General features: G+C 71.8%; 12 protein-coding genes. 4 read left to right on the top strand and 8 right to left on the bottom strand.

Translation table 11 applies throughout. The features are described from left to right. Positions 1-123: 123 nt before the first annotated feature. Positions 124-1494, bottom strand: coding sequence for an allantoinase AllB (allB, locus tag AC59HU_RS09400; protein WP_497223120.1), 1371 nt, complete (start codon positions 1492-1494; stop codon positions 124-126). A 92-nt stretch (positions 1495-1586) separates the two neighbouring features. On the opposite strand from allB, the gene AC59HU_RS09395 reads away from it, so the two are divergent. Beyond that, complete coding sequence (locus AC59HU_RS09395; protein ID WP_497223119.1) at positions 1587-2687, top strand: methylenetetrahydrofolate reductase; 1101 nt, start codon at positions 1587-1589, stop codon at positions 2685-2687. Between the two features lie 70 nt (positions 2688-2757). On the opposite strand, the gene AC59HU_RS09390 is transcribed toward AC59HU_RS09395, so the two are convergent. From AC59HU_RS09390 to AC59HU_RS09380, 3 genes are all read right to left on the bottom strand, one after another. Further along, on the bottom strand, positions 2758-4293 hold the full coding sequence (locus AC59HU_RS09390; RefSeq protein ID WP_497223118.1) for a glycoside hydrolase family 1 protein: 1536 nt from the start codon (positions 4291-4293) through the stop codon (positions 2758-2760). After that, entirely contained in the window at positions 4290-6353 is a 2064-nt protein-coding gene (locus tag AC59HU_RS09385; RefSeq protein WP_497223117.1) for a beta-glucoside-specific PTS transporter subunit IIABC, read from the bottom strand. The genes AC59HU_RS09390 and AC59HU_RS09385 overlap by 4 nt, the downstream gene beginning before the upstream one ends. A 140-nt stretch (positions 6354-6493) precedes the next feature. Further along, complete coding sequence (locus AC59HU_RS09380; RefSeq protein ID WP_497223116.1) at positions 6494-7318, bottom strand: PRD domain-containing protein; 825 nt, start codon at positions 7316-7318, stop codon at positions 6494-6496. 215 nt (positions 7319-7533) lie between these two features. On the opposite strand from AC59HU_RS09380, the gene AC59HU_RS09375 reads away from it, so the two are divergent. The 3 genes from AC59HU_RS09375 to AC59HU_RS09365 are packed head-to-tail and all read left to right on the top strand — an operon-like array spanning position 7534 to position 10823. Beyond that, positions 7534-7794, top strand: coding sequence for an HPr family phosphocarrier protein (locus AC59HU_RS09375; RefSeq protein WP_497223115.1), 261 nt, complete (start codon positions 7534-7536; stop codon positions 7792-7794). A gap of 49 nt (positions 7795-7843) precedes the next feature. Continuing rightward, positions 7844-9073 (top strand): kynureninase, encoded by a 1230-nt coding sequence (locus AC59HU_RS09370; protein ID WP_497223114.1) that lies wholly within the window; start codon positions 7844-7846, stop codon positions 9071-9073. Positions 9074-9098: 25 nt separating this feature from the next. Beyond that, positions 9099-10823 (top strand): alpha-keto acid decarboxylase family protein, encoded by a 1725-nt coding sequence (locus tag AC59HU_RS09365; RefSeq protein ID WP_497223113.1) that lies wholly within the window; start codon positions 9099-9101, stop codon positions 10821-10823. A 139-nt stretch (positions 10824-10962) separates the two neighbouring features. On the opposite strand, the gene AC59HU_RS09360 is transcribed toward AC59HU_RS09365, so the two are convergent. The 4 genes from AC59HU_RS09360 to AC59HU_RS09345 are packed head-to-tail and all read right to left on the bottom strand — an operon-like array spanning position 10963 to position 14604. Next, positions 10963-11532, bottom strand: coding sequence for a pyridoxine/pyridoxamine 5'-phosphate oxidase (locus AC59HU_RS09360; RefSeq protein ID WP_497223112.1), 570 nt, complete (start codon positions 11530-11532; stop codon positions 10963-10965). Then, the gene (locus AC59HU_RS09355; protein ID WP_497223111.1) at positions 11529-12389 is read right to left on the bottom strand and encodes a creatininase family protein; all 861 of its coding nucleotides are present in this window, start codon (positions 12387-12389) and stop codon (positions 11529-11531) included. The genes AC59HU_RS09360 and AC59HU_RS09355 overlap by 4 nt, the downstream gene beginning before the upstream one ends. Then, positions 12386-13762, bottom strand: a complete 1377-nt coding sequence (locus tag AC59HU_RS09350; RefSeq protein WP_497223110.1) for an FAD-binding oxidoreductase — start codon at positions 13760-13762, stop codon at positions 12386-12388. The genes AC59HU_RS09355 and AC59HU_RS09350 overlap by 4 nt, the downstream gene beginning before the upstream one ends. 56 nt (positions 13763-13818) lie before the next feature. After that, on the bottom strand, positions 13819-14604 hold the full coding sequence (locus tag AC59HU_RS09345) for an SDR family NAD(P)-dependent oxidoreductase (protein WP_497223109.1): 786 nt from the start codon (positions 14602-14604) through the stop codon (positions 13819-13821). Position 14605: the final 1 nt, after the last annotated feature.

Below are 14605 nucleotides of genomic sequence, written 5' to 3'. Positions count from 1 at the left end.
GACCGACGGCGGTGAGCCGGATCAGGCACGGTCCGCGCCCCTCCAGTCTGTCGTCTGCTCCGAGGGGCGGTGAACGGATGCACGCCCGCGGCCGCGGAATTTACGCCCAATTTACGTGGGGGGTCATTCCCTGGAACGCGCGAGCAGCCGACCATCCGGGACCCGCTCCGGCGAGGCCCGGAGATCGCCCGCCCGGTGCACGACCGCGCCGCCGAGCCAGGTGGTCTGCACGACCCCGAACAGGGTGCGCTCGTCGTAGGCCGTGACCGGGTTCTTGTGCTCGAGGGCCGCGGCCTGCACCGCGAACGACTCCTCGGGTGCGAAGGCGACCAGATCGGCATCCGCCCCCACCTCGATCGCACCCTTCCGGCCGGTGAGACCGACCAGGGAGGCGGTGCCGGTCGCCATCCAGCCGAGCACCCGCTCGAGCGGGATGCCACGCTGGCGCGCCGCCGTCCACACCGCCGGGAACGACAGCTGCAGCCCGGAGATGCCGCCCCAGGCCTCCTGGAAGTCGCCGTCGCCGGCGAACTTCAGCTCGGGCGTGGAGGGCGAGTGGTCGGAGGCGATCAGGTCGATCGTGCCGTCGAGCAGCGCCTCCCACAGCAGCTCGCGGTTCGCCTCGTCGCGGATCGGCGGGCAGCACTTGTACTGGGTCGCGCCGTCGGGGATGTGCTCGGCAGCGAAGCTGAGGTAGTGAGGGCAGGTCTCGACCGTGATCGGCAGGCCTTCGGCCTTCGCCTCGCGGATCAGCCGCAAGGCGCGACCGCTCGAGAGGTGCAGGATGTGGGCGCGGGCCCCCGTGGACCTGACCCCGGCGATCACGGCGGCGATCGCATCCTCCTCGGCCAGCTCGGGGCGCGAGGCGACGAAGGCCCCGTAGTCGGTGCCGCCCCGGTTGACCGAGCGATCGAGCACCTCGGGGTCTTCGGCGTGCACGATGAGCAGACCGTCGAACGACGCGATCTCCTCGAGCGCCTGCTGCAGCTGCGCGCGCGACAGGTGCGGGAACTCGTCGACCCCGGAGGGGGAGAGGAACGCCTTGAACCCGAAGACCCCCTCGTTCCATAACGGTTCGAGGGCGCCGAGGCTCGACGGGATCGCCCCGCCCCAGAACCCCACGTCGACGAAGGCCTGCGGTGCGGCGGCCTCGCGTTTGACGGCGAGCCCCTCGACGGTCGTGGTGGGCGGGATGCTGTTGAGCGGCATGTCGACGATGGTCGTCACCCCACCGGCGGCGGCCGCCCGGGTGCCGGTGGTGAAGCCCTCCCACTCGGTGCGGCCGGGCTCGTTGACGTGCACGTGCGTGTCGACGATGCCGGGGACGAGTACGTGGCCGGCCGGCAGCGAGACGACCTCATGGCCGGGCACGTCTTCGTCGAGCTCGGCGATGGCGGCGATCACGCCGTCGCGCACGGCGACGACCGCGGGCCGCCACTCGCCCCCGGTGAAGACGGAATCGGCGCGGATGACGAGGTCGTACGGGCTGCTCATGCGTCGATCCTAGGTGGAGCGGCCGACCCTGGAACGGCAGCGGGGCGGGCGGACGAAACACGGGCGTCACAGGCCGCGGCTAGCATGAGCGCGTGACCGCCAGCGCGCCCACCGACACCGCCGCAGAACGTCGTGCGGCCTGCCCGAAGCACATGGAGTATGGCCCCTGCGGAGGCGTCGGATTCGACGGTGCGTGCGAGGTCGCCGAGTTCCGCTGCGTGTTCCTCGACACCCCCACCGTCCGGTGGCACGGCATCCCGAACGCCGCGACCCCCGATCACGCCGCGACCCCCGATCCGACCCGCGCAGCCGCCCAGACTCCAACACCCACTCCCGGCAGCGCCGCGATGCGCCAGCTGCTCCGCACCCGCCAGATCGTCGTCGCCGACTTCCCCGGCCGGGCCCTCGACCGCCGGTCGCTCGTCGACTGCGCCCAGGCGCTCGCCGGCCACGTGGATGCGACGCTCGCGGGCGACTCCGGAGCCGCCCGGGTGCAGTTCCCGCCCGCCTACCGCGCCCACCTCATCCAGGAGACCGGCCTGATGGTCTGGACCGGCATCAACGCCCGCGACCGCAACCGGGTCGCGATCGAGGGCGAGCTCGCCGGGCTCGCCGAGGTCGGGGTGGCGGGCGTGCACTGCGTCACCGGCGACCACACCCTGATCGGAGACCGGCCCGACGCCCTGCCCGTCTTCGACCTCGACTCGACCCAGGTGGCGGCGCTCGCCCGCCGCGCCGGACACCTGGTGTCGGTGGGGGAATCGCCCGCCACGCCGCCGGTCGACCGACGGCCGTCGCGCCTGCACGAGAAGGTGCTCGCCGGCGCCGACCTCTGCTTCGTCAATCACTCCGGCGGGGCCGAGCCGGTGCGGCGGTTCATCGCGGCGGTGCACGAGACCGGAGTCGCCCCGGGATTCATCCCCTGCGTGCCGATGGTGATCGACCGCGGCAGCGCCGCCCTGCTCAAGTCGTTCACCACCCTGGTGCTGCCCGAGGGCTACCTCGACGGCATCCTCGACGCCGCCGATCCTCGGCGAGCCGGGCTGGATGCGGCGACCCGCCTCAGCGAGCAGCTGCTCGCGCTCGAGGGGGTCGCCGGCGTCGACCTCTCCGGCGGCGCCGCACCGGGCGAGGAGCTCGCCTTCGCGGAGGCGATGTCCCTGGTCGCCGACCGGCTGGGCCTGTCCGGCTGAGCGACCCGGCCAGGCCCGGCCGATGCGGCCAGACCGGTCAGGGCCAGGCCCGGCCCGGCCCGGCCGCGCCTCACCCCTCGTCCAGCACCGCCCCGTTCGTCCGGATCAGTCGCTGGAACCAGAAGAAGCTGTCCTTCCGCAGACGATCGCCAGTGCCGCGACCGGCGTCGTCGAGATCCACGTAGATCACCCCGTAGCGCTTGGTCATCTGCGAGGTCGAGGCGCTGACGATGTCGAGCCCGCCCCAGGCCGTGTAGCCGAGGAGCTCGACCCCGTCGGCGATCGACTCCCGCACCTGCCGCAGGTGCTCGCGGAAGTAGTCGATCCGGTACTCGTCGTGGATCGCGTCGCCCTCCCGCGCATCCGTCGCGCCCAGCCCGTTCTCGACGATGAACAGCGGTATCTGGTAGCGGTCCCAGAGGTCGTCGAGCACGTAGCGCAGGCCCACGGGGTCGAAGTGCCAGCCCCACTCGGTGGTGGGCAGGTGCGGATTCTTGATCGTGCTGAACAGGTTGCCGCCGGTGGCTCCGTACTTCTCGGGCCAGACCGACGACACCAGGCTCATGTAGTAGCTGAACGACAGGAAGTCGACGGTGTGCGCCGCGAGCAGCTCCTCGTCGCCGGGCTCCATGACCACGTGGATGCCCTCGTCACGCCAGAACCGCCGCACCGTGCCGGGGTAGCGACCCCGCACCTGCACGTCGGTGTGGAACAGGTTCATGTCGTTGTCCCACTGGGCCTTGACGACGTCGGCCGGGTCGCTCGAGGCGGGATAGTGCGCCATCCGCGCGAGCATGCAGCCCACGAGCGCCTCCGGATCGATCTCGTGCGCCAGCTCCGTCGCCCGAGCGCTCGCCACGAACTGGTGGTGCAGCGCCTGGAACGCGGCCTGCCGGGGATCGACGCCGGGGGCGGGCTCCCGCTCGATCACACCGCCGCCCGTGTACGGCTCGATCAGCGTGGTGTTGATCTCGTTGAAGGTCAGCCAATACCGCACGAGCCCCCGGTAGCGCGTCAGCACGGTGCAGGCGTAAGTCTCGAAGAAGCCGATGACGGCGCGGTTCGTCCAGCCGCCGTACTCGGTCACGAGGTGCAGCGGCATCTCGTAGTGCGAGAGCGTGACGACCGGTTCGATGCCCTTCTCGCGGAGCCGGGTGAACAGGCGCTCGTAGAAGAGCAGCCCCTCCTCGTTCGGCTCCGCGTCGTCGCCGTTCGGGAAGATCCGCGACCACGCGATCGACATCCGCAGCGCCTTCAGGCCGAGCTCGGCGAAGAGCTCGACGTCCTCCTCCCAGCGGTGGTAGAAGTCGCTCGCCGAGCGCTTGGGGTACCCGGCGGCGCCCGGGGTGGCCACCGCCTCGGCGATCGTCGCATCCGTCGCCTTCATCAGCGCGCTGATGTCGACGTAGTCGCGCGCGGTGCGGAACGGGATGACGTCGGCCTGCGACAGACCCTTGCCGCCCTCGTCGAACCCGCCCTCGACCTGGTTGGCGGCGAAGGCGACGCCCCAGAGGAAGCCCTCGGGGAAGGGACCCGTCGCGCCGTGGGGGGCGGGGTCGGTGCCGACGCCGGCGGTGGGCCCGGTGCTGGTGTCGATGCCGCTCACGCGTTCGCTCCTTCCCGGGCGGGCTCGGCCGCGGTCGCCGGGGTGACGCGGATGAGGGCGTCTCCCGCGCGCACCGGCCCGGTCGTGCCCGGATCGATGGTGTAGCCGGCGGCGTTGGTGACGACCACGACGCTCACCGGGTCGTTCGTGGCGCTGATCGCCGCGAGGTCGAAGTCGAGCAGACGGTCGCCGACCGCGACCCTGTCGCCGGCGGCGACGCGCGCCTGGAAGCCGCGACCCTTGAGGGCCACGGTGTCGAGTCCGATGTGGATCAGGATCTCGACGCCCGAGTCACCGCGCACCGCGACCGCGTGCCCGGTGGGGAAGACGGTCACCACCTCGCCGTCGACGGGGGAGGTCACCTCGCCGCTGGTCGGGCGGATGGCGGCGCCGTCACCGACGAGACGCTGCGAGAAGGTGGTGTCCGGGACCGCATCCAGGGGCACGAGCTCGCCGGTCAGCGGGGAGGACAGGATCTCGCCCACGAGGGCCGACCCGCCGGCGACGGCGGACGCGGCAGGCGCACCGGATGCCACAGACACATCGGATGCCACAGCCGCGGCGGAGCCGGCAGGCGCGGGCGAGCCGGCAGCCACAGCGGATGCGGCAGGCCCGGCGGATGCGGATGCGGAGGCCGAGGCGGATGCCGCCCCGCCCCGCCCGGCAGCCCCCTCGGCCGTCCGCGCGAGGATGCCCTCGTCGACCCCGAGCACCGCCGACACCACGGTCGACACCACGAAGGCGATGACGATCCCGACCAGAGCCCAGACGAAGGTCTCGCCCACGAGACCGGGGAGTCCGGGCAGACCGCCGTTGCCGGCGAGCACGTAGGCCTTGACCCCGAAGCCGAGCGAGACGGCGCCCCCGACGCCGGCGCCGGCCATCGTGGCGATCAGGGGGCGGCGCAGCGGCAGTGCGAGACCGTACAGCGCGGGTTCCGTCACACCCATCAATGCGGTGAAGGTCGTCGAGAGCGAGAGCGCCTTGACCTGCTTGTTCTTCGCGCGGAGGAAGACGCCGAACACGGCACCCGCGGTCGCGAAGGTCTGCACGTAGGTGAGGGGCAGGAACTTGTCGAAGCCGAGGGTCGCGAGGTTCTGCAGGATGAACGGCACGAGCGTGTAGTGCATGCCCGTCATGATGATCAGCGGAAGCAGGGCCCCGATCACGAAGCCGGCGGGTGCGCCGCCGTTGTCCAGCGCCCAGTTGATGCCGCCGGCGACGCCGTTGCCGACGAAGGTGCCGAGCGGGCCGAGGACGACGAGCATGATCGGCGCCACGATGACCAGGGTCAGCATGGGCACGAAGGTGAGCTTGAGGAAGGAGGGGATGATCGCGCTGAACCCGCGCTCCACCCACGACATCAGGTACACGCCGAGGAGCACCGGGATGACCGAGTACGAGTACGACACGGCGGTGACGGGCACGCCGAGGAGGGACACCGGGTCGCCCGCGGCCAGCAGCGTCGTGAGCGCCGGGTAGACCAGCACGGCGCCGAGGGAGCCCGCGACGTAGGGGTTCGCACCGAGCTTCCGCGCGGCCGAGATCGCGACGACCACGGGGAGGAAGAAGAAGACCGCGTCGGCGATCGCCGAGAAGATCAGGTAGGTCTGCGACAGCGGATCGACCCAGCCGAAGGCGTTGGCGAGGGCGAGGACGCCCTTCAGCAGTCCCGCGCCGGCGATCGCGGGCAGGATCGGCGCGAAGGTGCCGGAGATGAAGTCGAGGAAGCGGTTGAAGACCCGCTTGACGGGATTGCCCTGTGCCCCCTGATCGGCGGCGGCGTCCTCCTCGGGCGTCTCGCCGGACGCCAGCCGCGGCAGCGCTGCGACGACGGCCTGGTAGACCAGGGGGACGTCGTTGCCGATGACGACCTGGTACTGGGTCCCGGCGTCGTTCACGCCCATCACGGGCGCGAGGGCGGTGAGGGCGGCGGGGTCGGCCTTGGCGTTGTCCTTCAGGCCGAAGCGCAGGCGGGTCACGCAGTGGTAGAGCGACGCGATGTTCTCGTCGCCGCCGACTGCGGCGATGATCGCCGCGGCATCCTGGTCGTATTTCATGGAACTCTCCGATGAGTAGAGAATCCCGGGCTTCACGCGGTTTCCCTGACGCGGCTTCGGATTCGATTCGTGATGGTGATGGGTGGTGGGGTGATGGGTGGTGGGGTGATGGGTCGTGGGGTGGCGGATCGGGTCGGGGGTCAGAGGAAGTTGGCGATGTGGAGCCCGAGGTAGACCTTCTCGGACGCGGTCATCGCGTGGCCGTGGCTGCGCATCACGAAGGCGTCGACCTTGTCGACCGAGGCGAACGCGGCGGGCTTCTGCTCGCGCAGGATGCGCAGCAGCTCGGCGTCGTCGCGCTGCAAGGTCTCGCCGAGCAGCACGCGCTGGGCGAAGAAGCGCACGTGGGTGACGAAGCGGAGGTACGCCGGGTTCTCCTCGTCGTATGCCAGGCCAAAGTGCAGCCGCACGATGTCGAGGATGGAGTGGGTCAATTCCATCAACCGGGTCGCACTGTCGGCGGCGCCGCCGACCTGCGCGTTGATGACGTGCAGGGCGATGCTCGTCGCCTCCTCGGGCGGGAGCTCCACGTCGAGCCGGGCGTTCAGCTCGGCCACGGCGCTCTTGGCGAAGGCGTACTCGGTGGGGTAGAACCGCCGCACCTCGACCGCCAGCGGCACCGTGGACTCGGCGTGGTCGCGGGCGCGCTGCACGGCGAAGGCGAGGTGGTCGGCCAGTGCGGCGTAGAGGCTGTCGCTGATCCGGGCGCTCAGCTCGTCGCGGGCCCGGGTGACCAGGTCGGCGGTGGCCGAGAGGATGTCGGCCGGGATCGAGGCGACGATGCTCGCGAAGTGCCGGCTGGCCGCGTCGTCGTCGAGCCGGAAGACCTTCTCGACCAGGGACTCGTCGATCGTCTCGCCGGGCTTGGAGTGGAACCCCAGCCCCTTGCCGAAGACGATGACCTCCTGCAGCGAGTCGTCGAGGGCGTCGACCACGCTGTTGTTCAGAACCCGCCGAACGATCACTTGCACTCCTAGAAAACACTCCTGCTGTCGTCGTCGTCGAGAACAGCGCCGGTGTTGCCTGCAATTGCAGTGACAAGCCACGAGGATGCTAACCCGAGCGGCTGCGGGACGCAAGGCGGCGCGGTCGGTCGCCCCGGGCGGCTCGTGTAGCCTGTCCGGGGATTGTTACCACGTTCGGGCAAAACCCTCCTCACCGTCGAACCAAGGAGATCACCGTGCCCGAGCGCCGGACCACCATCACCGCCCCTTCCGGACTTCACGCCCGCCCCGTCGGCCTCCTGGTCAAGAAGGTCACCGACAGCGGCCTGAAGGTCACCATCGGCCGCCCCGACCAGCAGGCGGTCGATGCCCGCAGCATCCTCGCCGTGCTCAGCCTTGGGATCACGTCCGGCGACGAGATCGTGCTGGCGAGCGACGACGCGGGGGCGGACGCCTTCCTCGACGAGCTCGCAGGCGAACTCGCCACCGCCGAGTAGGCACCGAGTAGGCGCCGGGCCCGGCGGCTCGGCGGGCTAGGGTGACGGTATGACCACGCAGGACACGGACGCCGCCGCCCTCGACGCCCGCGACCCGCTCCGGGCCTTCCGCGCCGAGTTCGTCGGCACCGCCGACCCGGCCGTGCCCGCCTACCTTGACGGCAACTCGCTCGGCCGCCCGGTCGCGGCGCTCGCGGAGCGCTACCGCCGGTTCGTCGAGGAGGAGTGGGGTGGCCGCCTCATCCGCGGCTGGGACGAGTCGTGGTTCGAGCTGCCGCTGACCCTCGGCGACCGGATCGGGGCGGCCGTGCTCGGCGCGGGGCCCGGGCAGACGCTCGTCGGCGACTCCACCACGGTCTCGCTCTACAAGCTCGTGCGGGCGGCACTGACCGCCCGTCCGGGTCGCCGCGAGATCGTCATCGACCGCGCCAACTTCCCGACCGACCGCTACGTCGTCGAGGGCATCGCGCAGGAGACCGGCACGAGCATCCGCTGGATCGACCCGGATGCCGCGACGGGGGCGACGGCGGCCGACGTGCAGGCGGTGATCGGCCCGCAGACCGCCCTGGTCGTGCTGAGCCAGATCGCGTACCGCTCCGGCTACCTCGCCGACGTGCCGGCCATCACGGCCCTCGCCCACGAGCACGGCGCGCTCGTGCTCTGGGATCTCTGCCACTCGGCCGGGTCGGTGCCGATCGAGCTCGACGCCTGGGATGTGGACCTCGCCACCGGCTGCACCTACAAGTACCTGAACGGCGGGCCGGGGTCGCCCGCCTTCGTCTACGTGCGCCGCGGACTGATCGACGAGCTGGTGCAGCCGGTCCAGGGCTGGATGGGGGAGCGGGCGCCGTTCGAGATGGGCCAGGGCTACCGCCCCGCCGAGGGCATCCGCCGCTTCCTCAGCGGCACCCCGCCGATCACCGGGATGATCGCGATCGAAGCCATGCTCGAGCTGATCGAGCGCGCCGGGATCGACGCCATCCGGCAGAAGTCCGTCGCCCTGACCGCGTTCGCCGTCGAGCAGATCGACCGGCAGCTGGTGCCGCTCGGGGTCACGCTCTCCTCGCCGCGCGATCCCGCCGCCCGCGGCAGCCACGTGACGATCGACCATCCCGCGTTCCCGGCGATGGTGCCCCAGCCGTGGCAGGACGGGGTGATCCCGGATTTCCGGCGGCCCGCCGGCATCCGCCTCGGCTTCTCCCCGCTGTCGACCTCGTTCGCCGAGGTCGCCCTCGGCATCGACACGATCCGCGAACGGCTGGTCACGACCCCGGCCTGAGCACCCCGGATGAGATGCTGTGCGCATGAGCGACCAGACACAATCCGGAAACCCTGCCCCCGCTGCCCCCCGCGTGACCACCGTCACCGTCGGCCAGTACCTCGCCACCCGCCTCGTGCAACTCGGTGCCGACCACGTCTTCGGGCTTCCCGGCGACTTCAATCTCAGCCTGCTCGACCAGATGGTGACCGTGCCCGGTCTCCACTGGGTGGGCTCGACCAACGAGCTGAACGCCGCCTACGCGGCCGACGGCTACGCCCGCATCCGTCGCGGGCTCGGCGCCCTCGTCACCACCTTCGGAGTGGGGGAGCTCTCGGCCATCAACGGCGTCGCAGGCAGCTTCTCCGAAGACGTCCCCGTGGTGCAGATCACCGGGATGCCCTCGACCACCGCCCGCGCCGCCGGGCTCCACCTCCACCACACCCTGATCGACGGGGACTACGAGCACTTCTACCGCGCCTACCGCGAGGTCACCGCCTCGGCCACGATCGTGCGCACCGCCACCGCCACCCGCGACATCGACGCCGCGCTGATGACCGCGCTCCGCGAGTCGAAGCCGGTGTACCTCGGCATCCCGGCCGACGTGGCGATCGCGCCCGTGCACGCCGCCAACCTCCGCACGCCGCTCCTGGCCGCCTCGAGCGACGCCTCCGAGCTCGCCCGGTTCACCACCGCGCTCGCCGAGGCCGTGGCCGGTCATCCGCAGGTCACCCTGCTGGTCGGCCCCCAGGTGCACCGGCGGAGCCTGGAGTCGCTCGTGCGGCGGATCGCCGACCACGACGGGGTCTACGTCGCCTCGCAGAACATGTCGAAGGCCGTGCTCGACGAGTCGCACCCGGCCTCGCTCGGCACCTACATGGGCGCCTTCACCCGGGTCGCCGAGGCGCGCGAGGCGGTCGACCGAGCACCGCTCCTCGTGCTCGCGGGCACCGTGATGAGCGACTTCCTGACCGGGTTCTTCACCCAGGAGTTCGACGAGGACCTCGCGGTCGAGCTCGGGCTCACCGCGGCGCGGATCGCCGACACGACCTTCTACGGCGTGCGGTTGGAGGACTCGCTGCGCGCACTGCACCAGGTGCTCGGCGACTCCTCGCGCGAACCGGTCGAGCCGGTCGGGCACCCGGCGGTCCCGGATGCCGCGGCGCCCGCCGCGGGCCGCCCGCTCAGCCAGGAGCACTTCTGGGGCTCGGTGCAGAACTGGCTGCAGCCCGGCACGACCGTGATCGCGGATGCGGGCACAAGCTTCTACGGAGCCCTGGACCTCGTGCTCCCTGACGAGTCCGATCTGCTCGGCCAGCCGGTCTGGTCGGCGATCGGCTACACCGTGCCGGCGACGCTGGGCGCGTGCGTCGCGGCTCCTGGGCGGAGGTCGGTGCTGTTCGTGGGCGACGGAGCGGCGCAGCTGACCGTGCAGGAGTTCGCCACCATCTTCCACGGCGGCCACACGCCGATCGTCTTCCTGCTGAACAACGACGGGTACACCGTCGAGCGCAAGATCCAGAGCCCGGCCGCGGTGTATCAGGACATCACGCCGTGGAACTGGACCCTCGTGCCCGCCGCGTTCGGCGCCGCGGACCGGGTCGTCACCGCCACCGCGCGCACCGAGGACGAGCTGGCCGACGCGCTCGCCGTGGCGCGCGCGACCACCGACAAGGCCGTGCTGATCGAGGTCGTGCTGCCGGCGCTGGACTCGCCGCGGCTGCTCACGGTGCTGACCGAGGCGATCGCGGCCGCGGCCGCGAAGCACTGACCCTCTCGTGGGTGGGTCCGGCCGCGGGGTGGGTCTTCCCTCCGAGTCATCTCCCACGTCCGCTGCGCGGACGTCCGCCAGGCCCGGCCAATGACTCGGAGGGAAGACCCACCCCGAGGCCTCACCGCGCGGGTGGCGATCAGCCTGGGAGGAGGTGGCGCTCCCAGGCCGAGCCGTCCGGCGGCAGGCGGAACTCGGTGCGGCGGCTGGCGGTGTCGGTGCGGCCCTCCCAGAAGGTGAGGCGCACGGGACGGACGACGAAGCCGTCCCAGGTGTCCGGCGGGGTGAGCTGCGGATGCGCGGCGTCGAACGCGGCCCACTCCGCCAGTCGCTCCTCCAGCGAGAGGTGAGCAAAATCGGGGGTGTTCAGCCAGGCAAGCTGCTGCAGGTAGCGGCTGCGGTGCTCGTAGGCCCAGCCCCGTTCATCCGTCGACGCCCGTCTGGCGTCGCCCTGCACGGTGAGCTGGCGGCCGGGCCAGACGAGGGTGAGCGCGACCCGGGGGTCGTGCGTGAGATCGGCGACCTTGCGCGAGCGCGAGTCGGTGTGGAAGTACAGGCCGTCGTCGTCGAACTCGGAAAGCAGGACGGTGCGGGCATCGGGGTACCCGCTCGCCGAGCGCGTGCTGAGGGTCATCAGGGGGCGCACCGGGTCGTCGTTGGCGGGCAGCCACTCGGCCAGGAGGTCGCCCGGAGTCGGGCCCTCGATCACGCCGAGGCCCCGCCCGTGCCCGTGCCCGAGCCCGCGCCCGATTCCGTGCCCGAGCCCGCGCCTCCGACCGCGTCCGCCCCGCCGGCCGGGTCGAAGCGCGCGATCTCCGCGAAGGCGGCCACCGCATCCGCGACCGAGCGGTCGAACAGCTCGGCGCCGTACGCGGCCGTCGCCCCCGTCGGGTCGCCGAGCGTGCCGTTGGTGCCGAAGTCGTTCGAGAGCCAGCCGAAGGTGACGCGCTTGCGGAAGCCGATGTGCTCGAAGTCGGCGAGGTGCTCGGGCACGCTCCGCTCGGCGACCGAGAGGTCGACCAGCTCGGGCCGCAGGTGCAGCACCAGCGAGGTCTCGGCGTGACCGGCGTGGATGCCGAGACCGAGTTCCTCGGGCCCGTCGTGGTCGCCCGGCGGCACGGTCGCGCCCATCAGGAAGGTCTGCAGCCCGAACCGGCGCCGGAGCTCGCGGCTCGCCACCTGGAGCAGCGCCAGGTTGCCGCCGTGCCCGTTGAAGAAGACCAGCTTCGTCGCCGGGGTCGCGGCGATCGAGTTGCCAAGCTCCGTGACGGTCTGCATCAGCGTGTCCCAGCTGATCCACATCGTGCCGGGTGCCCAGTGGTGCTCGTCGGACTTGGTGTAGGCGAGGGTGGGGAGGATCCAGACGTCCTGACCGGCGGCGGCCGCCGCCGACACCGCGGCGTTCGCGACGCTGTCGGCGATCAGGTAGTCCGTCATCAGCGGCAGGTGCGGCCCGTGGTACTCGATCGCGCCCGTGGGGAGGACGACGACCGAGTCGGCGGACAGGGCGCGGGCCAGGCCGTCGCCGGAGAGCTCGACCAGCTTGCGGGTCTCGGGGGCGGTCATGCGCGCACCGGCTGGTCGGCCTGGGAAGCGGACGGGCGGGCGCCGGCCCACTTGGTGCCGGTCGGCACCGTCTCGCCGGTGGGCAGCTTGCCCGGGTTGAGGAGTCCGGACGGATCGGTCTCGGCGGCCAGCGCCTTGGTGCGGTCGACCTGGTGGTCGACGAACCACTGGTGCGGGCTGTGGAAGCCGACGCCCAGGGCGGTCAGCCGGTCGTAGCCCGCGTAGACCGCCTCGGGGCTGATGTAGGGCGCCGCGAGCATGCCGATCGGGTGGTCGCGCTGGGCCTCGATGTGCAGCATCGCGCCGGGGTAGACCTGGTGCACCTCCTCGAGGCGGTCGACCAGCGCCGACCCCGAGACCTCCACGTGGAAGTAGGTCTCGTCGGAGGACTTCTGCAGCCATTCGATCGGGTGGTTGTAGCTCAGCATCGAGATCTTGACGGTCGCCTGCGGCCCCTCGCGGACCTCCTCGACCCGCCCGCCCGCGCCCTCGATCAGCGCGGTGGCGCCCTCGACCGTGGCGACGTCGAGGATGGCGCGGAGCGAGGCCCGCCCCTTGGGGATGGCCGGGTCGTCCGGCAGGGCGTCGGCGATGGTCGGCAGGTCGGCCGAGACCAGTCGCGGGGTCGGCTCGAGCCAGCCGATCTGCTGGAGCACGGAGGTCGCCTCCGCGAACGTCGGGAAGCTGGCGTACAGCCCCACCCACTCCTGCATCGGCTCGAGCGCGATGGTGGCGCGGGCGATGATCCCGGCGGTGCCGTAGGTGTGCACGTAGGGCTGCGCGGCCTCGCCCTCGACGTGCACCAGCGCGGCTTCGGGCCCGGCGTAGACCACGTCGAGCGCGAGCACGTACTCCCCGCTCATGTTCGAGCCGTGCTTGATCGAGCCCGTGCCGCCGGAGCCGCCGGAGAGGAACCCGCCGATCGAGGACTGCGCGGTCGAGGGGTACATCAGGATCTGCTGCCCGGTCTCGCGGGCCGCCTGCTCGATCGCGACCATGGTCGCACCCGCCTCGGCGGTCAGCCGGCCCTCGCCCACCTCCACGACGGCGCGCGCCTTGGAGAGGTCGAGCACCAGCCCGCCCTCGAGCGGGATGGCCTGGCCGTAGTTGCCCGTGCCCTTGCCGCGCGGGGTCACCGAGACGCCGTGCCGCACGGCGGCGGCCACGACCTCGGCGATCTGCTCGGCGTTCGTGGGGAACGCGACGAGGTCGGCGAGCCCGAGCGGCAGCTGCTCGGCCAGGATGGGCGACATCTTCGCCCCGTCCACGGAGGCCTTCTCCCGCCCCCGGAGGTCGGTGGTGACACCCCGTTCGCCCAGCAGGGCGGTGAGCTCCGCGGCGAGGGCGGCGATCTGGTCGGCTGACGCTGTCATGGTGGTTCCTCTGGTGCGTGGGTGATCGGGTGGGACGGGAGGGGCCGGCCGGAGGGTCAGTGCATGACCATTCCGCCGGTGACGTTGATGGCCTGGCCGGTGAGGTACGAGGCGTCCGCCGAGGCGAGGAAGGCCGCGACCCCCGCCACGTCGGCGGGGTCGGCCAGCCGGCCGAGCGGCGAGTAGCTCGACCACTCCGCGACGTCGGCCTCGGTGCGGGTGGCGGCGCCCATCTCGGTGAGCACGTAGCCGGGGCAGATGCAGTTGGCGGTGATCCCGGATGCGCCGAGTTCCAGCGCGGTCACCCGGGTCAGAGCGATGACGGCCGCCTTCGAGGCGGCGTAGTGCCCCTGCCCGGCGCCGCCGGTCTTGCCGGCCATGCTCGCGAGGTTGATGATCGTGCCGCCGGTCTCGGCGGTGATCATCGAGCGCGCCGCGACCTGCGTGGTGACCAGCATGGCGGTGGTGTTGATGGCGAACATCCGGTCCCACTCGGCGACCGAGATGTCCAGCAGCGGGGAGAAGCGGAGGATGCCGGCGTTGTTCACGAGCACGTCGATGCCGTCGAGGGCCTCGATGGCCCGGCCCAGCGCATCCGTGGTGCTCTGGCTGTCGCTGAGGTCGACGGGCACGAAGTGGCAGCCGAGCTCGCGGGCCAGTGCGGAGCCCTGCTCGGCGAGGAGGTCGAGCACGCTGATCTCGGCCCCCTCGGCGGCGCAGCGACGGGCGATCTCGGCGCCGATGCCACGGGCTCCCCCCGTGACCACGACGCGCTTGCCGTCCAGCCGTCCGGAGCCGGCTGCGGAGGTGGGCGACGACGCGGTCACAGAGGGGAGCGTCATG

It is taken from the genome of Herbiconiux sp. 320_LB (assembly GCF_059691755.1).
The sequence above is the reverse complement of the archived record's forward strand: the minus strand, read 5'-3'. Positions and strand labels throughout refer to the sequence as shown.